This is a genomic window from Sutcliffiella halmapala (genome assembly GCF_050107295.1).
GTDB lineage: Bacteria > Bacillota > Bacilli > Bacillales > Bacillaceae_I > Sutcliffiella_A > Sutcliffiella_A halmapala_A.
The window spans coordinates 113,107-134,997 of record NZ_JBNIKR010000001.1 but is presented as its reverse complement, the minus strand read 5'-3'; the positions used below and the strand labels follow the sequence as shown (position 1 = coordinate 134,997).

The 21,891-nt window shown below is 41.9% G+C and carries 19 protein-coding genes; 1 reads left to right on the top strand and 18 read right to left on the bottom strand.

Features of this window, described 5'->3' with window-relative positions; translation table 11 throughout:
* Position 1: 1 nt before the first annotated feature.
* The 15 genes from ACQCT5_RS00690 to ACQCT5_RS00620 form a co-directional block, all read right to left on the bottom strand.
* Complete coding sequence (locus ACQCT5_RS00690) at positions 2-847, bottom strand: MBL fold metallo-hydrolase (RefSeq protein ID WP_499637818.1); 846 nt, start codon at positions 845-847, stop codon at positions 2-4.
* 206 nt (positions 848-1,053) lie between these two features.
* The gene (locus ACQCT5_RS00685; RefSeq protein WP_499637815.1) at positions 1,054-1,878 is read right to left on the bottom strand and encodes a creatininase family protein; all 825 of its coding nucleotides are present in this window, start codon (positions 1,876-1,878) and stop codon (positions 1,054-1,056) included.
* A gap of 120 nt (positions 1,879-1,998) precedes the next feature.
* Entirely contained in the window at positions 1,999-3,180 is a 1,182-nt protein-coding gene (locus tag ACQCT5_RS00680) for a M20 family metallopeptidase (protein ID WP_499637813.1), read from the bottom strand.
* Between the two features lie 13 nt (positions 3,181-3,193).
* Positions 3,194-4,192 carry an ABC transporter ATP-binding protein gene (locus ACQCT5_RS00675; RefSeq protein ID WP_499637810.1) on the bottom strand — a complete coding sequence of 333 codons (999 nt, stop codon included), beginning with the start codon at positions 4,190-4,192 and terminating at the stop codon, positions 3,194-3,196.
* A 1-nt stretch (position 4,193) separates the two neighbouring features.
* Complete coding sequence (locus tag ACQCT5_RS00670) at positions 4,194-5,150, bottom strand: ABC transporter ATP-binding protein (RefSeq protein WP_499637807.1); 957 nt, start codon at positions 5,148-5,150, stop codon at positions 4,194-4,196.
* Positions 5,151-5,153: 3 nt separating this feature from the next.
* Complete coding sequence (locus ACQCT5_RS00665) at positions 5,154-6,026, bottom strand: ABC transporter permease (protein ID WP_499637804.1); 873 nt, start codon at positions 6,024-6,026, stop codon at positions 5,154-5,156.
* Positions 6,027-6,037: 11 nt separating this feature from the next.
* Positions 6,038-7,012 carry an ABC transporter permease gene (locus ACQCT5_RS00660; protein WP_499637801.1) on the bottom strand — a complete coding sequence of 325 codons (975 nt, stop codon included), beginning with the start codon at positions 7,010-7,012 and terminating at the stop codon, positions 6,038-6,040.
* A gap of 63 nt (positions 7,013-7,075) precedes the next feature.
* Entirely contained in the window at positions 7,076-8,869 is a 1,794-nt protein-coding gene (locus ACQCT5_RS00655; protein WP_499637798.1) for an ABC transporter substrate-binding protein, read from the bottom strand.
* Between the two features lie 56 nt (positions 8,870-8,925).
* Positions 8,926-9,879: a S66 peptidase family protein gene (locus tag ACQCT5_RS00650; RefSeq protein WP_499637794.1), complete on the bottom strand. Its 954-nt coding sequence runs from the start codon at positions 9,877-9,879 to the stop codon at positions 8,926-8,928.
* 30 nt (positions 9,880-9,909) lie between these two features.
* Complete coding sequence (locus tag ACQCT5_RS00645; protein WP_499637792.1) at positions 9,910-10,692, bottom strand: IclR family transcriptional regulator; 783 nt, start codon at positions 10,690-10,692, stop codon at positions 9,910-9,912.
* A 175-nt stretch (positions 10,693-10,867) separates the two neighbouring features.
* On the bottom strand, positions 10,868-11,590 hold the full coding sequence (locus ACQCT5_RS00640) for a GNAT family N-acetyltransferase (protein WP_499637789.1): 723 nt from the start codon (positions 11,588-11,590) through the stop codon (positions 10,868-10,870).
* Between the two features lie 354 nt (positions 11,591-11,944).
* Positions 11,945-12,085: a winged helix-turn-helix transcriptional regulator gene (locus ACQCT5_RS00635; RefSeq protein ID WP_499639067.1), complete on the bottom strand. Its 141-nt coding sequence runs from the start codon at positions 12,083-12,085 to the stop codon at positions 11,945-11,947.
* A 35-nt stretch (positions 12,086-12,120) separates the two neighbouring features.
* Positions 12,121-12,906 (bottom strand): class I SAM-dependent methyltransferase, encoded by a 786-nt coding sequence (locus tag ACQCT5_RS00630; RefSeq protein ID WP_499637786.1) that lies wholly within the window; start codon positions 12,904-12,906, stop codon positions 12,121-12,123.
* A gap of 72 nt (positions 12,907-12,978) precedes the next feature.
* The gene (locus ACQCT5_RS00625) at positions 12,979-13,569 is read right to left on the bottom strand and encodes a GNAT family N-acetyltransferase (protein ID WP_499637783.1); all 591 of its coding nucleotides are present in this window, start codon (positions 13,567-13,569) and stop codon (positions 12,979-12,981) included.
* An 89-nt stretch (positions 13,570-13,658) separates the two neighbouring features.
* Positions 13,659-15,425 carry an ABC transporter substrate-binding protein gene (locus ACQCT5_RS00620; RefSeq protein ID WP_499639065.1) on the bottom strand — a complete coding sequence of 589 codons (1,767 nt, stop codon included), beginning with the start codon at positions 15,423-15,425 and terminating at the stop codon, positions 13,659-13,661.
* A 122-nt stretch (positions 15,426-15,547) separates the two neighbouring features.
* Between ACQCT5_RS00620 and ACQCT5_RS00615 the strand changes: the two genes are divergently transcribed.
* Complete coding sequence (locus tag ACQCT5_RS00615) at positions 15,548-16,777, top strand: MFS transporter (RefSeq protein WP_499637779.1); 1,230 nt, start codon at positions 15,548-15,550, stop codon at positions 16,775-16,777.
* Between the two features lie 907 nt (positions 16,778-17,684).
* Here the strand turns inward: ACQCT5_RS00615 and ACQCT5_RS00610 are convergent.
* The 3 genes from ACQCT5_RS00610 to ACQCT5_RS00600 form a co-directional block, all read right to left on the bottom strand.
* Positions 17,685-18,647, bottom strand: a complete 963-nt coding sequence (locus ACQCT5_RS00610) for a tRNA dihydrouridine synthase (protein WP_499637776.1) — start codon at positions 18,645-18,647, stop codon at positions 17,685-17,687.
* Between the two features lie 506 nt (positions 18,648-19,153).
* Positions 19,154-20,233, bottom strand: coding sequence for an MAE_28990/MAE_18760 family HEPN-like nuclease (locus ACQCT5_RS00605; RefSeq protein WP_499637773.1), 1,080 nt, complete (start codon positions 20,231-20,233; stop codon positions 19,154-19,156).
* Positions 20,230-21,432, bottom strand: coding sequence for a GmrSD restriction endonuclease domain-containing protein (locus tag ACQCT5_RS00600; RefSeq protein ID WP_499637770.1), 1,203 nt, complete (start codon positions 21,430-21,432; stop codon positions 20,230-20,232). The genes ACQCT5_RS00605 and ACQCT5_RS00600 overlap by 4 nt, the downstream gene beginning before the upstream one ends.
* Between the last annotated feature and the right edge of the window lie 459 nt (positions 21,433-21,891).

The following is a 21,891-nucleotide window of genomic DNA, read 5'->3' as shown; positions in this document are numbered from 1 at the left end:
GTTAAATATATCGTCCGTAATCTGGGATTGCGACGCTTTCGAAATCTTGCACGAGTTTTGTTAACCCTGCAGCCAATTCTTCGCCATCCATTGGGGTGCCATGTCCCGTTACCGCCACCCTAGGATTTAACGCTGCCAGTTTCTTTACCGATTCCCAAGCCGCCTGCCAATCAGTGGTGAAGTATCGTGGTGGCCCGCAGACTTCCATTTTTTGAACCAGCACCTTATACAGGGAGTCCTGTCTCACGGTGACAAAGGCATCGCCGGCGATCAGGGTCCGGTCCTCCTCCCGGAACAAGGAAATATGCCCAGGTGAGTGGCCGGGAGTATGAATCCATCGCCAGCCGTTCATGCCTGGAACACTTCCGTCAGCAGGAAGGGGTTGTATATGGTCACTGAGGTTCGTTGCTTCATTCGGAAAGTATGAAGACACTTTTGCGACCAGGCCTCCCTCCACTGATGGATCGGGTTCGGGATAACTGCTTTTCCCTGTTAAATAGGGGAGCTCGAGCTCATGGGCATACACCGGAACATTCCAATGCCTGACGAGATCCACAGATGCTCCCACATGATCAAAATGCCCGTGTGTCAAAATCATCGCTTTCGGACGGCTATCCGGACCAAACCTCTCTTCCACCACAGAAAGAATCTCATCGGCCGATTTCGGCATCCCCGTATCAATAAGCACCCAGCCATCCTGTTTCTCCGGGCTACCGTAAAGACAAATATTCACCACCTGATTGGTGTAATAAAACAAGTCCCTTGCCACCTCTTCTCCTGTATGAGCCGAGATGGAGGTGACAGGAATAAATTTATTGTCTTCGCTGTAGTTCATTTCTTTTTCCAATTGAAAACACTCCTGTTGATTCGGTCTGTTGAGTACCTTGGATAGTATTTGTTAAGGGGCAGGAAGATAAACATGCTTTTGGAAGATAAAAACCCCGACGAACCTTGTGGAAAAAGGTTCGTCGGGGTTTGAAGACATGAAATATTATTTATCACGGCTGTAAGTAGCGTTAAATATTATTCTTATTTTAAAATAACTCTCCCCTCTCACAAATGATGATTAACCCGGGGATGATTCGGCTCTCTTTCTCTAAAAATCTGGATAAATTCTACTAATCCCTCGACAGCTGCGTTCATTAATCTTTCTCCTTTTTCCCTCGTCGCTTGTGTCGGATCACCTAGCGTTCCCGTTTCAGAGATGGAGCTCCAGTAGGGAACCATGACGACTGGTCTGCCTTCTCCTTTTCCAACCAGGTCCAGCCAGAAGTATTTGGACATTTGGTATTTGTCGATGTCGCGCACTGCTTTGTCCATTTGTACCAGATTTTCTTTTATTGCGAGATACATCGATGTTTCCAGCTCGCAGGCGTGGTTGATTCCGCCGGGACTTTCGGAGTCACGGATCTGCTCGGTTAGCTGGACGACGGGCTCAAGGTCCCAATGTGAGATGGAGGTACATTGCACATCTGGATAGTGTAACATCGTCTGTCTTGCCGCTACTTTTAGGAGTGAAACATTACTGCCATGGCCATTCATCAATAAAATTTTCTTAAAGCCTTGGTGGGCCAGGCTATTGCAGACGTCGACGACATAGTTAATGAACGTTTCACTGCTGATGGAAATCACGCCTGGAAAGTCCATTTGGTGGGGGGCGTACCCATGGTTGATAGGAGGGATAATGACCATGCTTTCCGGTGATTTCGCTCCAGCGCGATAGCAGATTTCGGATGCAAGGACGAGATCGGTATCTATTGGTAGATGGTGGCCATGCTCTTCAATCATGGCAACGGGGACGACCGCTACTCGTTCTTCTTTAACCGCTTCCTTTACCTCGGGCCACGTCATTTCTCCAAAAAGATGTTTTTTTGTCATTTCGATAAAACCCTTCTTTCCTTATTGGTATAGCTCTTGCCCAGCTTGAATCTTCTTTGCTGGAAGCTTTTATCAGTCATTGTTACTTTCCTATTTTACTGTCTCGTGTCTCGACTTCTGTTAAGTTGGAATACGTGAACCTTCCAGGGCCATAAACTCTTCTTTTATTTTCTGCTGCAGTTCCTTGCTTTGGATCACCTTCCAGCATGTGTGGGCCATTGTTTTTCCTGCCAGCACCATCATGTCATAGGCTTGAGGGGTGTTGCACATATCCGCAAATTCCTTTGTGTGGCCCGGGACAAGCTTGTCCGTCAAGGATAAAACCGGATGGATCGATGGAACCTTCAGACTCACATTGCCCATGTCGATGGAGCCCATTCCTTCGTGATGCTTGGACCTGTCCACATACTCAAATTCATCTAGACTTTCCTGATACAAGTCTACCAACGTTTGATTACTTACCATTGCTGCATACGGGTGACCAATTTCGTTGATTTCGACCTCCGTTCCGCTCATGAGGGCGGCACCCTTTGCTATGTTAAAGACCTGCTCGCAGACCTCCTCTAAATAATCGTTATCAATTGAGCGAACACAAAACTCTGCAACCGCCCGATGAGGGATGATGTTCGTTGCTTTTCCGCCTTCCTTGATGATGCCGTGAATTCTAACATCCGGTTTCACATGCTGACGTAACGCATTCACACCACTGAACAGGTGAAGCACGCCATCCAGCGCATTTTTTCCTAACCACGGCTCAGACGCAGCATGGGCATTTTCCCCGTGAAAGATAAAGTCATAGCTATGAAACGCCAGCGATTTGACGTCGATAATCGTGGAATATCCCGGGTGGAACATCATCGCGATATCCACGCCTTCAAACGCACCTTCCTTGATTAAATCGATTTTCCCGCCGATCCCTTCTTCATCGTGCGTACCGATGACGGACACCTCATACGGCTCCTCCACCTCCAGCTTGGCCAGTGCCAATCCGGCTGCTGCACTTGCAACACCGATCAAGTGGTGACCACAGGCATGGCCCACATCTGGCAGGGCATCGTATTCCGCGCAGAACGCGATATGTGGACCGCCCTCTCCTTTTTTCATATTGGCGATAAACGCAGTATCGAAAGGTCCAACCCCTCGTTGAACGGTGAAACCTTTTGCCACTAGATAATCACATAAGGCTTTGGAGGATTTAAATTCTTCTCCTCCTAGCTCCGGATTTTGCTGGATATATTGACTTAATGCGACTAAGCCTTCTTTTTCCCGTTCCAGGATCGCATCTATTTGTTCTTTTGCCATAATCCTTCACTCCTTACATCAGCTTCTCTGCAAAATGGCAGGCTGCAAAATGGTTCTCGCTGTATTCGACTAATGTCGGTTCCTCCACCTTGCATTTTTCCTCCGCAAACGGGCATCTTGTATGGAACCGGCATCCCCTTGGGACATTGCTCGGGTTTGGTGTTTCGCCTTTTAGGATCATCCGCTTCCTTTTTTCACCGGACACTTTTGGTTTCGGCATGACATTGATCAATGCTTTGGTGTAAGGATGGAGACTGGATGAGATCACCTTATCGACTTCGCCAATCTCGACGATTTTTCCTAAATACATAATGGCGATCCGGTCGGAAATCAACCATGCCAGGGAGATATCATGGGTAATGAATAAGTAGGAAATACCTTTTTTATCACGTAAATCCACCATCAACCTTAAGATATCGGCCCGGACAGAAACGTCCAGCATCGATACCGGTTCATCTGCCACAATAAATTGTGGGTTCAAGATCAGTGCTGCTGCAATGACGACCCTTTGGCGCTGTCCTCCGCTTAATTCATGGGGATAGCGGTAAAGATACTGTTCCGCCGGCCTTAACCCGGCCCACTCTAACGCCTCAATCACTTTTTCCTTTTTATGTTGTTCATTTTTTATCCGTCCATTTATTTCTAATGGTTCTGCCACGATGTCGATAATCAAAAATTTCGAGTTAAGGGACTCATAGGGGTCCTGGAAAATCATCTGTGCTTTTTGGCGGAATGCTTGTAGCTGCTTTTTATCCTTTTGCAGGATCGGCGTACCATCATAGGTGATTTCCCCTTGGACATTGTCGAGCAGCTGAAGGATGGCTTTCCCGGTTGTGGTTTTCCCGCTGCCACTTTCCCCAACGAGCGATAGGATTTCCCCTTTGTTGATTTCTAAATCGATGCCATCAACGGCTTTCACACGTTTCTTTTCCTTCGAAAGGATTCCTTTTATAAAGCCGCTCTGTAAATCGAAGCTGACGCGCATATCCTTTGTTTTGATGAGACTGTCCATCCTACTCCCCCCTTAAGTGACAGGCAACATAATGGTCTTTTGCAATTTCTCTAAGCATTGGAGCTGTCTTCTTGCACTCCTCCGTTGCATGCTCACATCTTGGATGAAAATAGCACCCTTTTGGTGGGTTGATTAAATCTGGTGGAGATCCGGGAATCGATTCGGTCATTTCCCGTTTTCCATGAATGTCGGGGAACGCTTTGACAAGCTTTTGCGTATAAGGATGCGAGCTGTGATTGATCACGTTCTCTACCGTTCCCGTCTCCACGATTTTCCCGGCATACATCACCACCGCCTTGTCACAGGTTTCTGCCATAACGGACAGGTCATGTGTGATGAGAATCAGGGACATTCCGAGCTCTTGACGTAATTTTTCGAGTAACTCTAAGATCTGCGCTTGAACCATCACGTCCAACGCGGTAGTTGGCTCGTCGCCTATCAATATTTTCGGATCACATGCAAGAGCCATCGCAATCATGACACGTTGCTTCATTCCCCCACTAAATTCATGGGGGTATTGATCAATTCTCTCGGGATCGATTTCAACTAATTCCATCAGCCCCTTGGCTTTTTTCCTTGCTGCCTTGTAATCCAGTTTGTTGTGATACATCATGACATCGGTGAGTTGTTCCCCGATTTTTTTTACTGGATTCAAGGCATTCATGGCCCCTTGAAAGGCGATCGAAATTTCGTTCCAGCGATATCTCCTGATTTGATTTGAATTCAACTCTACTAAATTTTTTCCGTTAAAATGTATTTCCCCACCTGCAATTGTCCCTTCCTCCGGCAACAGGCTAGTGATCGATAAAGCGGTTGTTGTTTTCCCACAGCCGGATTCCCCAACAAGGCCGATCGCTTCGCCTTCTTCCAATGTGAAGCTGACATCATCCACCGCTTTGACGATTCCGTCTTTTGTATGAAAATAGGTTTTTAGGTTTTTTACTTCTAGAAGACTCATCATCTATCTCCTTTTTAGCTTTGGGTTCAAAATTTCATCAAAGGCATACCCGATAAAGGTAAAGCCAAGTACGACAAGCACCACGCATAATCCCGGCGCCATTAAGTACCAGTACGCGCCAAGGCTTGCTGCACCCGATTCAAAGGCATAGTGCAACATCATGCCCCAGCTTGGCTGTGTCGTATCCCCCATCCCTAAGAAGCTCAGGGTTGTCTCGGATAAAATCGCTACCGCAGAAACAAGGACGGTATTTGCGAAAATAAGGGGAAATACATTCGGTAAAATATGTTTTCTCATAATATAAAAGTTATTGGCACCAATGGAACGTGCCCGCTCGATGAACTGCCTTTCTTTGATGGAAAGGGTCTGGGAACGCACAATCCTGGCAGTTCCCGGCCAGCTCGTCAAGCCAATGACAAATATGATGTTCCATAAGCTTGCTCCGAGGATCGCGGTTAAGACAAGAGCCAGTGGCAACCATGGCAATACCAAAAATACATCTGTCAATCTCATTAACAAGGTATCTACTTTGCGCCCATAGTAGCCGGAAGCAATCCCCACCACCGTTCCAACAAACATCGAAATTAAGGTGGAAATGAATCCGACCATAATCGAGATTCTTGCACCTAATATGACGCCTCCTAACACATCTCTGCCAAGGTCATCGGTTCCTAGCAAGTTGTCCCAGGTAGGTGGGCTTAACACATCCGCTACCCCATATTCTTTTGGGTCATAGTCGGTTAAAAGCGGGCCAAATACCGCTATCAGCACAAAGAAACCTAGAATGATCGCCCCTGTGTACCCCATTTTGTTCCGTATAAATGTTCCAAGAAATTCTGTTGTTTTCTTTGCAGCAATTGAATGTTTTTGTTCCATCTTCCTTCACCCTAGGCTTTATTATTTATTCGTGGATCCAGGTAACCATATATGATATCCGCACAAAGATTTGCAAGCACCACACATACACTGACGATCAGGAAAATCCCCTGTAATAATGGATAATCTCTGTTGTTCAATGCCTCATACATCAAGCGCCCCAAGCCTGGCCATGAAAATACCGTTTCAATTTGAATGGCGCCTGCAATCATAAATCCGATGTTGATTGCGATGATGGTCACCATAGGGAGCATCGCGTTCGGCAGTGCATGTCTTCTAATAATTAATTTTTCGGAGAACCCTTTTGCTTTTGCAGTAGTAATATAGTCCTCGGTCAATACCTCGAGTAATGAATTACGCATGATTAAGACGAATTGACCTATTAAGACAAGGGCCAAAGTCAAGGTTGGTAAAAATAAGTGTTTGGATACATCCAGTGCCTTTTCAAAGGAATTGGCAAATATCGCACCTGGTGTACTCATCCCGCTCGTGGGAAAAAGATTCAACGTGACGCTGAAAAAGACAATCAGCATGATTCCAAGCCAAAATGTGGGCATCGAGTAAGTAACAAGAGAAAAGGTCAGGGAGATAATATCAATCTTTTTGCCACGTTTAGACGCAGCAATAATTCCAATGAACATGCCAACGATGATCGCGACGATGGTAGATAATCCAACTAATAAAAGGGTCGGAATCAGCTTTTCACCAATGACTTGAATGACCGGCTCCTTTGTCATAAAGGACATTCCCAGATCACCTTGGGCCAGCTGCTTAAAATAAAGCCATAGCTGGACATACATGGGCTGGTCGACCCCAAATAACACTTTAATTTTTTCAATCGCTTCCTCTGATGCATTTGGGTTTCGAACGATCATGGCTAGCGGGTCTCCCGGCATGACGCGAAATAGAAAGAAGTTAATGATTAACACGAGAAAAATCGTAACCATAGATTGAAAGAGTTTTTTGATCAGATAGTATTTATTCATTGTTTTCACCTTCGCCTTTGTAATAAAGGGCAAAGTAGGTTCGTACTTTGCCCTTTATTTTTCTTACATATCGTCGTCTATCGAAACATCTTTTTTCTTGCGTTTCGCGATGAATATTCCAGTCATGATCACGGCTGCAACAATTACAACGGCAATGACAGGTCCAGAGGAACCAGAAGCTTCTTCATCTCCTGTTGTGTCCGCTGCTGTTGCTTCGGTGCTATCCTCCGTGTCAGCAGCTGCTTCACCTGCTGATGCTAGTTTTACATTTAAATAGTTTTCGTGGTTGAACGAATAGAAGTACACACCTGCTACCTTAGTCCAACCTTCCCATTTGTCGGTATTCACCGCTTGAAGGGCATTGTCATACAAAAGGATGATATATGGTGCATCCTCATATAAAATCTCTTGCATCTGATGGACGACTTTTTGTCTTTCATCTTTATCAATGATGGTCATTTGTTCTGCCAGAAGCTTGTCGTACTCCTCGTTGGAATAGTAAGAATCGCTTAAGTTACCAATTTGTTCAGAGGACATGACATTTAAAATGGTTGTTGGGTCTGCATCTGTTCCCCAGCCCCAGATGAACATATCAAAATCGGCATTATCATAGATTCGATCCACTAGTAGCCCATCATCGACTGTCTCGAGCTTCACACCAATTCCCACTTCTTCCAGCATGCTGCTGATCATTTCACCAGCGCGGACCTCTTCGGATGTTTTCGAACGAACCATCAGCTCAAATTCCAATGGCTCCCCATCTGCTTCCCGGATTCCATCTCCATCTTTGTCGGTAAAACCGGCATTATCCAAGATTTCCTTTGCTTTTTCCGGGTCAAAGGAGCGTAGGTTTTCCGGTTTGTGATGCCAGAAGTCTAAGCTCGGAGGAATTAACGTCGACCCGGCTGCTGCTTGACCGGCATAGGCCACATCAATGATCTTTTGCTTATCCATCGCATAGCTCATCGCGTGTCGAATGTCTTTATTTCGCAGTAGTGGATTTCCTTTTGAATTTTCATCTGGCCAGGTATTGATGGAAAGCTCCGTAAACCCGTGTGTGGTGGCGGAAACAACCTCCATACCTTCCTCTGCATCCAGCACTTTCACTTGGTTTGCACCAATATTAATGGCTGCATCAATCTCGCCAATTTTTAACGATTGCGTCAAAGTGTCCGTGTTTGCATAGAGAACGAACACAAGGCTATCAACGTTCGCCAGCTTGTAGAAGTAGGCTGGGTTTTTTTCCAGCTTAATGAACTCATCTTTCTTGAATTCACTAAACTTGAAGGCACCAGTTCCAATCGGGTTTTCATTTGGCCATGTTTCAAGCTCTTCCATCGAGATATCTTCCCAGATGTGCTTTGGTAAAATCGGGGTCGTGCTTTGCAGCATGTTCGCTTTCGGGTCCTCTGTTTTGATGACGACCGTCAGCTCATCCGGCGTTTCAATGGAAGTGATGCCATCTAAGTACCCTGCGTATAAGCCTAAGCCACTTTCTTGTAAGGTTTCATAGGTGAACTTAACGTCTGCAGAAGTAAACGGCGTACCATCGTGCCATTTGACCCCTTCTTGCAGATTGAACGTCCAAGTTAAATTATCATCACTTACCTGCCAGTCCTTTGCCAATCTTCCTACCGGCTCTACATCATTATCAAAGGCAACTAATGGATCATAGATTAACTTAAAGATTTCGGTCGCGGAAATGGTCCACGCTACAAAGGGACTAAGACTATCAGCCTCTGCCGTCCATCCGATTTTCAATGTCGTGGGATCCTCCGCATTCGCCTGGTTCAATGGTAGTACCAAGTAACTGAACACTAACATGACCGTAAACAATATACTCCCTAGCTTTTTCATCCTTTTTCCCCCTATTTGTTTGTTGTAAGCTGCTTTCGCATAGTACGATAAGAGCCTTACTTCACACCAGATTCTGTTACGAATAACTTTTTATTGGTTGCATCCAGATAAGCATTTACGCCCATCGGCAGGGTTGCGAGGTCTTCCGTATGTCCGATTGGAAGTCCATGTATCGCCGGGATTCCTAATGGTTCAATGAAGTCATACAGGATATCCTCCAAACTAAACGTTACATGGAAACCCGGGTCCATTTTTTTCGGCTCACATAGTGTGCATTCTCCAATGACAATTCCCGCAGCCTCTTGCAGTTTTCCGGCATTAAGTAGGTGTGTGAACATATGGTCGATATTCCACGGCTCTGCCCAAACTTCTTCGAGAAAGAGAATTTTCCCTTTCGTATCGATCTCATACGGCGTGCCTAGTGACGCACAAACTAGAGTAAGGTTTCCTCCTACCAGTTCTCCTTCTGCCTCCCCCTTGTTAATCTGATTGATCCACTTTTTTTCATTCGCTTTGCGGATTTCCCCAATCGGATCTGTTTCCATTAACGCTTTAAATAAAAACTCTTTTCGATAATTGGTCAGGTCCTCTGTGTTAAAGCCCGCCATACCCGGACCATGGAACGAAACTAGGCCTGTATATTTTTGAATTGCAAGGTGAATGGATGTGATGTCACTATAACCAATGAAGATCTTTGGATTGTTTCTTACAAGATTAAAGTCTATGTATCTCAGCATTCTCGCTGAACCATATCCACCCTGTGTGACAAAGACGGCATCGACCTGATCATTCCTGAACATCTCATTGAAATCATGTGCCCGTTCTTGGTCCGTTCCCGCTAAATACTCATGCTTGTTATGAACATTGTCCCCGACCACAACACGGAAGCCCCACTCTTCGAGCGTCTCGATGCCGCGTATGATATCGCTCCGATTGTAGTGGGGACTCGCGGGAGCCACAATCCCAATCGTATCCCCTTTCTCAAGTCGTTTCGGTTTGATTTTTTCCATAACCGAATCTCCCTCCTATTTGGTGTTAATCTAGTAAACTTTTTTGTAGCCCAAATCCCGTGAGATTTCTTCTGCGGCTAGGAGTAGCGATTTAATGTATTGTGGCCGTTTGTCTTCGGTGAAAAAGTGTTCCGGCCCAGTAATCGCAATGCCTGCTTCGAGATTCCCTTCATAGTTAAAGATGGGGGCAGCATAGGCAACTGCACCTAATTGCAGTTCTCCTTCTGATTTTGCATATCCATGCTGGCGAATGGATTCAATGTCATGCTTCAGCTCTTGTCTTTGTGAGATGGTGATCGGGGTAAAGGTTTTAAACGTGTCCGATAAGCGATCAAACTCTCTTTCCGGTAAATAAGCCAAAATTAATTTAGACAAGGCACCTGCATAGATTGGCAGCTTTTGCCCTACCTTGATTTCAAAGCCAAAGTTATGGAATGACTCGATGTTGACCAAGCACAGTGCTTCCCCATCGTCATAAACGCTTAAATTCACATTCATCTCCGTCGTTTTTGCTAGTCTTTGCAAATAGGGAGAAGCCTTTTGCACAAGGTCAAGGCCTTGGATAAGGATGCCCGCAATCCGGACAAACTGCATCCCCGGACGAAATTTCCCTGATATTTCATCCTGCTCCAGGTATCCTCTCTGAAGAAGCGACTGCACGTTTCTATGTACTGTTGTTAGTGGTAGCCCTGTTTTTTTTGAAATGTCCACTAACGTAAGCTCGCGCTCTCTCAGGGAAAATGTCTCGATAATATCGAGCGCCCGATCCACAGCTCTCACGCCTGTTTTATTTTTATCAACTGATTGTGTCATTTAGATCCCTCCTTTCAAGGCTGTATTAGGATGCAAACGGCATATTTCCACAGAATGGAAACCTATTTCCGTTTATTTGTTATAAAAATCTTATTCTGTCCCCAGAATAAGCAGTACTATTTTTTAAATATTTTATATATTCAGAACATAATTGAGTGCAAAATACTCCCTTGTTTCAATACAACATCACGTATTCTTCCGTGAGAGTGAATCCCAATTCTTGATAAAAGGAATGCAGATGCGAGAGTGTAACATCGTAGAATAAAAACGGTGTTTTGTATTTCTTATATAAGTGATTCGCTAAGGCGCTGGTGCATGCAAAGGCATAACCTTTTCCACGAGAATCATCATCGGTGTAGATTCCACCAATTAAGGCATATTTAGATGTTTCGGAATGTGCCAGTGCAATGGAAACAACCTTATTTCCTTCTTTTACGATAAAAGCCGATCCATTCTTCATGATGTTAGGCAACCGTTCAGGAATTTCAATCATTATTTCCTTGTCGGCATAAAAATCAGTAATGGCATGAATATCTTCAAGTGTTGCCTGGTTGACAGGTGAGTTAGTTGGTAATGGAGAGTCATTGGTTCTATTTAGATATCCGTACCAATAGGGATACGTTTTTCGATTCGGCATGTCGCCCAGCTGCGAAAGTATATCCGCCCGGCCATATAAATAAGTTGATGAAATTTGTTCAATGTGTTTCTTGAGGAGTGAAATGTAGTGTTTATCTTTATGGATTAGGGAGATTCCAGTATTTAATGGGCTAAAATACTGTACGGCTACAAGTTGGTGGTTGTCATAATAACCAAAAAAACCAAATCTATCATCTTCGTTATGTAAATACTCCAGATACTCGTAAAACTGTAAATTGTTCCTTCGATCTTTCGCGAGCATTTCTAATAGTTCCTGTTGATTATGTGTATCCAATACCCTTTTTACAAAGATGGCCCATCACTCCTGATTCCCATTTCCTAGTTTCCGTTAGGTGGAAATATATTTCCGTTTTTCTGTTATCTGTAATTATACATACATTCGCATTATATTTCAAATTTTCTGTCAACTTAAGTCATTGATAAATCTGTTTTTCGGGAATTTTTATGAGGGGTTAACCCTTTGGGTTATAGGGTTTTGTAGGGGAAAAATTTTGGAGAAAAATTTTCTATTTTTTATTCGATTAAAGCCCGAATTAGATCCATCACGACAGAATCGGACGTATATATGAAGATGGCTTATAAAAAGCAAAAGGAACTACTCAGAAACAGTAGGCCCTTTTAGTAATATTGCTCCAAATTGATTGATTTCTTCAAGAATCGCAGATAGTTCCACTCCTCTTTCGGTTAAGGAATATTCTACTTGTACAGGAATGGAAGGAATGACTTTTCGTAAGATTAGTCCACTGTTCTCTAATTCTCTTAAATGCTGACTTAATACTTTTTTACTGATACCAATAAGTCCAAGTGGCCCTCTTCTTTAGATCCCCTGGACAATAACTCAGACTCCTTCTTCTTCGATCTAGCCTCTACAATAAGAAAATGCGGGCTCTTCATAAGATAGTGGTAAGCGTCCTCTTTGACCTCCCTCATCTTCTCGTGCGGTTTAGGTTCAATAAGTTTATCAAGCATGAAAAATCTAGTAGTTTCATTGACGATATCCTCCATCGGCCTTCTGTAAAAACTGACTTCAATGGTGATGGTCGGCTTATGCCACGTTTCTGTAAGTAGCTGAGTCTTAAAGTAATCTTCACAATGGAACCTCGTATAGTCCATAAATGGATGATGAATCGAAAATAAAATTGTTCCACCCGGTTTTAACACGCGGTTGAATTCCCTGAAAGCCTGGATCCAGTCCTTCAAATAGTGAAGCGTAAGCGAGCTTACAATCACATCAAAGGAATCATCTTCAAACGGCAGTGGCTCTTGGAGATCGCGACAGAGAAATGTCGCATTCTCCCCCACCCGCTTTTTTGCTGCTTTTATCATTTCCGGACTAAGGTCCATCCCCGTAACCTCGGCACCTCTTTGCACCAATTGAAAGGTGTAGCAACCAGCCGAACAACCGGCGTCCAGCACTTTTTTGCCTTTCATGTCATGTGGCAGCGCAGCCATCATTGCCGGACGTTCGTAGTAGGCGTTATAAGGGCTTCTTTCATCCGTATCATGTTGATAGGTTTGAGCTAGTTTGTTGTAGATTTCTTTTGTAGGGTTGGTCATTTTCCTCGCCTTCACTGGATACAACAATATTAAGCACAAAATATGAACGCTAGAAAGCAACGGGAACCGTACCTACAGCTTCGGGAATTTGCTCAGAAACAATTCACTAAAAAACTCCCCTCGCAAAATCCCATAAATCGCACAATCCTTATACTGCCCTTTGAAATTGCGGATCATATCTCTCACAATCCCTTCTTGCACCATCCCTGCCTTGCTCATGATCCGACCGGACGCTGGGTTGTCGGTGTTATGTGCAGCCGCTATCTTATGCAGATTCATGTGCCGAAAGCCAAATTCGACTACGGCCCGCAACGCCTCCGTGCCATACCCCTGATTCCACCACCGGTAACCTAGGGAAAAACTTACCTCGCAATTTCCGGTTGCCTGATCAAAATCATATAAATCAATCTCGCCAATCAGCTCTCCACTATCTTTAAGCTTCACTGCCCAATAACAAAAATCTTCCTTCTCATATTGCGAGATAATGTTGTCCACTCTCATCATTGTCTCAGCAACTGTTTTATGCGCAGCATTTACTCGATTGTCTGTCACTCGCTCATCGGAAATCCAATGATCAAACACCTTCTGGGCATCACCGTGCTTAAACTTCTCCAAGAATAATCGTTCTGTTTCTAGCCGTGGTGTTCCGACGTATGTAATCACTTTACACCTCTTTAATAGGCCGAAGATTACTGGCCCCTTCTTTTTCTCTATCTTCAAATTTCGATAAAACTTGCGAAAATCCTGTATTTCTATTTTTTAATAAAAGAGTCATTTAACCTGTCCCCTCTACTCTCCTTGACCCACAAATCCTTATACATCACCCTCCCATTATTCTTCAGGGAAACACCTTGAATAGATGAGTTGTAGATGTTCACTTGCTGGGCACGATGATAGAAAAGATGGATGAGCTTGCTTTCAATGACTATTTTCTCCATGTCCAGTAGAAGCTGAAGCTGCTCACTCCGCACAGGTGTCTTTTCCACCAATCTTATCGTCTCATTTATTACCTTTTGAAGCTCGTCATCTGCCAGGTTGTAAATAAAGGCCTGTGACATTTGAAAAAACCTGACATAGGACAGCACATCATCCTCACTCAAGGCAATTCCGCCAATAACCATATCGACACCTTCTAAATATTCATCTTTTGCAAGCTGCTCAATAGGGACAATTTCCGCCTTCACTTGGTAACCTGCATCCTCAAGCATATTCGTCACCCATATAAGCTCTCTCTCGACATTGGCCCCCTTTCTAATTTGCGTACCGCAAACAACCAAGGTTTTCTCCGAAGGCACATGAGTTTCTACACTAGACTCGCAAACATTCTCACCACTTTTTTCCGGGAGAAAGCTTGTAGCGACAACATGATGTTCCGCCCCAATATTTTCTATAAGTTTATTCGGATCTAAAACAGCGCTGATGGCACTTCTCCAGTTTTCGTCTTGAAGAGGGCCACTTTTTCTTAGATTAAAAGAAAGATAGGTTGCACCTTTTTCTAGTTTGCGAATGCTCGTTTCGGGCTTGAAATTTCTTTTGCTTAACCAGAATGAAAGCTGGGTTTGTTTTTGGGAAAGGTCGGGAACGTGAATAATTTCGACTCTATCTAAGAAAGGACGCCCCAGAAAATATCTTTCATTCACATCAAGTACCATCATGGACTCATCGTTTCGTACCAGCTTATACGGCCCAGTCCCGACCGGCATCTTACGTAAATCCACCTTTTCGTCCTTTGGAAGGATGGCTGCTCGAATGCCACTTAGATAGTTGAGGAACAAATAATTTTCGGATTTCAAATGAAACCGTACTGTATACGGGCTTATCTTTTCCACCATAATCACCAGTGCTTTTATCCATTCCGTCTCCTCTGTATCCATGTTAAGCAATCGTTCAAACGTGTAAACGACATCGTCCGCATCAAACTTTCTACCTTGATGAAAATACACTCCTTTTCTCAGATAAAAACTCCATATCAGCCCTGATTCATCTACCTCCCATGCATAAGCAAGCCTAGTTTCAAACACATTTTCCATAGGTTTATAAGCGACGAGTGTGTCATAAATCTGTTCTGCTATATGGACATCATGCCGTGATACTAAACCGTTGGGATCTAGGTTTTTCACAGCTTCATAGAAAGGATAGCGGAGAATATCTTTATCCTCTTTTAAATCATTTACATAGCCAAGCTGCCCCTCCATCCATTGAAGGAACTCCTCTCTTTTCTCGTTCGAAACATTTCTGAGAGGCTCCAGGGATTGCTTGTATTTTTCTTGTTGGAAAAGCTCTTGCGCTTTCACCAGCTCCATATCTTCCGCACTCAATAAGAGCTTTAGGGTGGAGCGGTTACCACGGCCCGGCTTGACCTCCCAGGCAATCCAGCCTTGTTCTTTTAATTCCTTCATGATTTGTTTGGTGTATCGTTTGGAACAAAAAAGTGTGTTCGATAGCTCTTCTATCGTAGTGGGGATCGGGGTGTCCAATACAATAAGATTTTCCAATAGCCTTAAATAATGCTCTAACATCTTCACGTTCAGCCACTCTCCTCATAAAAGGTGCTCTGTCTATTACCTAAATACTACACTTTTTCTTCCCCTTTTTTCCAGATAAACTTAAAGTTGTTGAAATACGGAAGGACGGGATAGACATGGGAGAAAGAAAGTTAGAGCCCATTTTACAAGAACCTGGCTTATGGAAAAATAAAAACTTCATGTTCTTGTGGGTTGGAAAAGTTATATCAAACTTCGGGTTTCAGATTTACGCGATCGCTTTGCCGCTTTTAATCTATGAATTATCGAAATCTGCGCTTGCCATGAGTATGATGCGTGCGGTAGATTTCTTCCCTAATATTTTCATAGGGATGTTAGCAGGAGTGATGGTAGATCGATTTAACCGCCAAAGTATCATGAAATACGCCGTCATTATACAAATTGCGGCATTGACGGGAATCGTTTTGCTTATTTTTTCTAATGAAATCGCAGTTTGGCATCTTTACATATTAGGGTTTATTTTATCCACTTCAGGCTACACCTTTGGGAACTCACAGCATTCGGCCATACCACAGCTGGTGTCTAAAAAACAATTGACGGCAGCGAATGCAAAATTGACCTTTGTAGACACCTTTGTTTCCATGGTTGGACCAGGAATAGCTGGTATCATCATTGCCCTTTATTCGTTTGGCTTCAGCTTTTCTTTATACCTGATCTGTCTTGTAGTAATGCTAGTCTTCTTACTTTTCGTTCAAGTACCCCCTGTTGAAAGGACGAAAAAGCAACAAGCATCCGTTTGGGCAGATATGAAAGAGGGGATTCACGAGCTCTTTGGCAACAAAACGCTTCTCACGCCAACCATTGTGACAGTGTTCTCCAACCTTTCAGCCAGTCTAGTTATTGGAGTTCTTATCTTTTATGCTGCAGATGTCCTGGAAACATCGGAAAAAGAGATTGGATTCATGTTCAGCTTTGGGGCAGCGGGAGGATTGATTGGGTCCCTTGTCATTACAAGACTGAGAAAAACAATGGGACGTGGGAAAATATATGCTTGGTGCTTGTTTATTGAAATCATAGGGCTTGCTGTTCTTATTTTCGCTGCCACTTGGTGGCTTATGGGACTGTCTTTATTAATCCGAAGCTTTGCAGTCATCATGTCGAATGTGGTGTATTTTACAATCCGACAAGAGTTCACACCAAATCATCTGCTAGGTCGGGTTGCTGGCACATCATCCATGTTAATGAAACTGGCCTTGCCGCTGGGCCTCTTTATAGCAGGATTGTGGGCGGAATTCTTGCCTATTCCATTGCTTTTTGTAATATCCACTTTGATTACGAGTGCATTATATGTCGTGGTTAGGCGCAGTGAATTTTCAATGGTGGAGTAAGCGTGCCGAGGGGACAGGCATGCCGGTGAAGTCGCTATCACTAGCTTTTTTACTTTAAAGTGGAGCAGAGTCATTTATCCTGTCCCAATTCTGGAAGCGGGAGGACGGTTCCGCTTCCTATTCTAATATATCCGCGGGAATTGTTGAAAAACCTCGACTCTACACAAACCCATTCCCTACAATATTCAATTTGAATTTAAACAAACATTTGTTTAAAAATAACTATCTTAGAATAATCTGAGTCGCTATCAATCTGTATATGCCGGGACAAGGCACTGACCCACTCTCCTCCCTAGCGTTTAAAATACAGAGCAACCATAGTCAATATGATCAACCCTGTAAGGAAAAACGGCCCGACACCCGAGCTATACACAACATATATTCTCACGTGAAGAATGACATTAACGATTAAAATGACCGATAATAATATGGACAAAAATACAATTAAATGCATATGTTTATGCGTCTTCAAACCCAATCAGCCCCTTTATAGAAGCTTCTAACGACATTTGCAGAGAACTCAATCTCCTTCCTACACATTATGTTGATTAAACCTTGTATTATTCGGGGACAGGTGCGTTGACCCACTAGCAGGAGAGTGAAAGAAGGACAGGCACCTTGGCCCATCCGAACTTAAAGCGAAAACGGGCCGAGGGACCTGTCCCCAAGTTGAAAACCCCGACAAACCTTTTGGGTAGGGGTTGTCGGGGTTGGAAGGAATATTATTCAATACGGCATTTACTTCTCTAAGTAGTGTAGAAATATATTGACTGGTTTATTCAGAACAGTTACGACAAAGCAAAACCGGGCAGTCCGCAAAGAACGCTTTTAGAAATAAGAATCAGAGCAATGGAGCAGGCTGTATACGCGATGGGTTTGCTTGATGGTAAATAACTGACCCGTCCCATCAATCTTCTTTTCCAAAACTATCAAGCAATGCCCTCACTTCATCCGTCGATTTAGTATTCATCAATTGATTTCTCAGTTCCCCCGCTCCGCGGAATCCTTTGACATAGATTTTGAAAAAGCGGTGAAGGCCTGAGATGGAACGTGGCACTTCTTCCGCATATTGATCTTGAAGATCAAGCTGCAGTCTTAGGAGATCAAGGTATTCTTTGCTGCTATGCTCCCTTGGCTCTTTTTCAAAAGCAAAAGGATTTTTAAAGATGCCGCGGCCGATCATGACGCCGTCAATGCCATATTTCTCAGCAAGCTCTAGGCCAACTTGACGATCCGGGATGTCTCCATTGATGGTTATTAGTGTATCTGGTGCGATGCGGTCGCGTAGTTTTTTGATTTCTGGAATGAGCTCCCAATGTGCCGGTACTTCGCTCATTTCCTTTCTTGTACGTAAATGGATGGAGAGATTCGCAATATCCTGTTTTAAAATATACCCGAGCCACTCCTCCCACTCACTTACTTCAGTAAAGCCAAGTCGTGTTTTCACGCTGACAGGCAGTCCGCCCGCCTTTGCCGCTTGAATGAGTTCCCCCGCAACGTCCGGACGAAGTATAAGTCCACTGCCCTTCCCTCTTGTTGCCACGTTCGGTACAGGGCAACCCATGTTGATATCGATGCCTTTAAATCCAAGCTCCGCCATGCCAACGCTCATCTGACGGAAATATTCGGGATTATCGCCCCAAATATGTGCCACAATCGGCTGTTCATCTTCTGTAAAAGTCAAACGGCCCCGCACACTTTTCATGCCCTCTGGATGACAATAGCTATCCGAGTTTGTAAACTCCGTGAAAAAAACATCCGGCCGGCCGGCTTCACTCACAACGTGACGAAACACTACATCTGTCACATCTTCCATCGGTGCCAATACAAAAAATGGTCGCGGCAGATCACGCCAAAAATTATCTATCATGTCAAACTCAAATCCTCTCTATTGGTACAACTTCTAACTATCATTCAAAAAATATTCTTTTACACTTATATCATGCTTCATTACTTATTATCAAACAAAAGTACATTTATAATTTGCTCAAATCGACACTGTTTATTTTAACGAAAATTGGTGCTGAATGGTATTATTAAAAACAAAAAAGCAGATGGTATAGATTTTTTCTATATCAAATGCTTTTCTATTAGAGACATGGGGACGGTTCTTATGTATCATTCGAGAGTCGAAATATCCTCTCAACCTGTGTAAATTCATATTATTAAAAGAGCCTTATCCACCATAGGGTAAGGCTCTTTCGCTTAAATTAATTCAATTTTAGCTATACACTCGACATGTGCGGTTTGTAATTTACAACACAAAAGATGTTGGTAGTTTTTTTGAACTACTGTAATTTGTTCCTGAAAATTTTTATTTTAATCTAACTATATGTCTTTATATGGGTCTATAGTTAGTGTTATTTATGATTTATTTTAATTTATAACAGCCGGTTGTAGTCTAGGTATAAAGTATTCATAGCGCATATTTACCTTGCAATCAACTTTTATACTAATTGAACCTACTTGGTCTTCTTTAACTTCTGATACATCAACGTCATTTAGTCGCATAGAGAGTACCGTTCCATATCTTATTGGTTCTGCCTCATTATTTGTTTTGGCATACAAGGTATCACCTAGTTGTATATGTGTATTTGCTATTTCAAAGCATACAACATCTCTACCATAAACAGCTATTGGGGAATTCAGACGATACTGATGTGTATTTTTGCTAACGCGATAATCTAAAATATTCATAAATAGTACTGAATATAATGAGTCACAATATAGATCCAGAAAGTCAAGGTATTGAGATAAAATATCTTTGTCTAGTATACTATCAACTGAACCGTGAGCAACTTGATTACGTCTATCAGCTAGGTCGTTAATAATATTAAAAGCAATAGATTTATCTATCTCATTTTCATCTAAATAACTTTTAAATAAAGGATATTTTAATATTAGGGATGAAATGTTTTCAATGCCCACTTTCAAAAAAAATTCGTTTATTACACTTTCTCTAAAATTAGCTGTATGATGTGTATAAGCATCTACATTAACAGTATAACTTTCACCTTCTTGGCAAGACGCCATATTAGAAACTATTTTTTCCTGTGATACTACTCCTTGATATTTTGGCATATTGATATTTTGAATTAGTTGAGCTGATAATTGGGTGTGGTTTTCCACAATTTTTTGAGGCATTTCTTGAAACACACTTATAAAACTACTTAAAGTTCGTATGTATGCTTTAATAAGCTCCTCTATAAAATTTTCGAAATATCCATATAAAGAAATAATAATTGTATTATATTCAAATATTTTTTTATTATTAAACGATTCATAATGCAGTACAAAATTCTTGAACTCTGATTCGACTTCCCTTGGCTTTAATACAAGGTCTTTATTTTCACTCCTCTTGTAATTTACAAACAAATGATTTTGCATCTTACTATTATCGATGAATTTTCTGATTTCTTCAGAACCATTTTTAAATTCTATTAAGACTGAATTCATATTTTCTCCTTGATATAATTTTCAAAGAATTCTTTCATTTTTTCAGTTCTTGTAATGACGTGTGATTTCCCTGTATTTCTTCCTTCAAAATCATCGTAATTTTCTTTATAAAAGGTTGATAATTTCTCCTTAATATCTTCTTTATTTTCAATTAGCATCTCCGAGTAGTTTATATATTCAGAAAACACCCTCATTATTGGGTCATAAACTACCTTAGTGGGACTGTTATACCATTTCCACTCATTATTCCTGACCCTATATAAATTAAATGCCTCTTTTCCTAAGACATCATAAACTAACATTATTGTCTTATTAAACAACACTTCGTAGTTAAATATTACTTCTTCACTGAATTGATTACCTTTTTTAAGGAAATAATCAAGGAATTCTTCTAAATTGATTTTTTCCCACTTTTCAATGTGTCTAAATGCAAAGAAACGAAGTACTAATTCAACATCTGCCATTTTTTTAAATAACTTATTTTCTTTAAGTTCACTAGAAATATTTTCAATAGTTTCTTCCGATGTAGGTTCGGGTATCCCCCAGATCCTACAGAAATATTCATTCCTTGCCATTTTTATACACAACTGATTTAAGGGACCATTATAAAGAGCATTTCTCGTTTCCTGAGGTTCTAATTTCTCTCCACCACTATTAATCCTTTCAAAAACTAATTGTTTTAATCTTTGGGATTCTTCGGAAGTCTTAGCTGTTTCTTTTAAAAGAATTATAGAAGATAAATATCGTCTATCAATTCCTTTCCTTACTTGCGAAGGTAGCTGGGAGTACTTTAAACCATTTAATTCTTTCCATTCTTCTAAACCTTTTAGAGCAAACTTATCTGTATAAAATTCATAAATACTTGTTAATCTTTGCAATCCATCCATTACCTCATATAATGAATAATCAATTTCATATAAAAAAATTGGGGGAACAGGAACATTCATAATAAATGATTCTACTAACCTTGACTTTCTTTCTATATCCCATCTATGCCTTCTTTGGAATTCCGGATTAAGAATGTAATCTTCACCATTTACAATTGATTCAATTGTTGTAAGCTGAAATCGTCCTTGTTCGGTAACTATTCGTACATCACCCTTGGTGTATTTTTCATTAATTTGTTCTTCTGATTGATTTATACTATTAATTTCATCCGAATTGTAGTCTTCTAATACTTCACCTTCAAAAAATTTCATTTTTAAATCCTCCTTCTTTCTAATTTATTGCTTATTTATTTTTCCTTTTATCCAATTACAGAAACCAATCAATTCATTTGAATTTCATCAGGAAGATACGAAGTAGAAATAATCTATTTGGTGGAATGCTTTACTCTCATAATCGAGGGACAGATCCTTCGGCCATACTAGTCATATTGTACATAAGTTTACAATAATTCTGTTGAAACCTTATCAGTCCCTCCGTCCATACAAACTACTTATCAATTAAACATATTTTTAAATATCTCTTTACAGATTGGACATTCAGTATGCGAGTAGCGTTATTACTTCAGTTGGGTTCCAAAAACAATGATACCCCCTCACCAAAGTCTATAGAATTTCCCGTAATTTTAATGTTCCCTTTTCGAGCAATTCATTCATCCTAAGAGTCCCTGTAGTATCGTTAATATCTGTCCGGTTACTTTTATTCCAGTATGT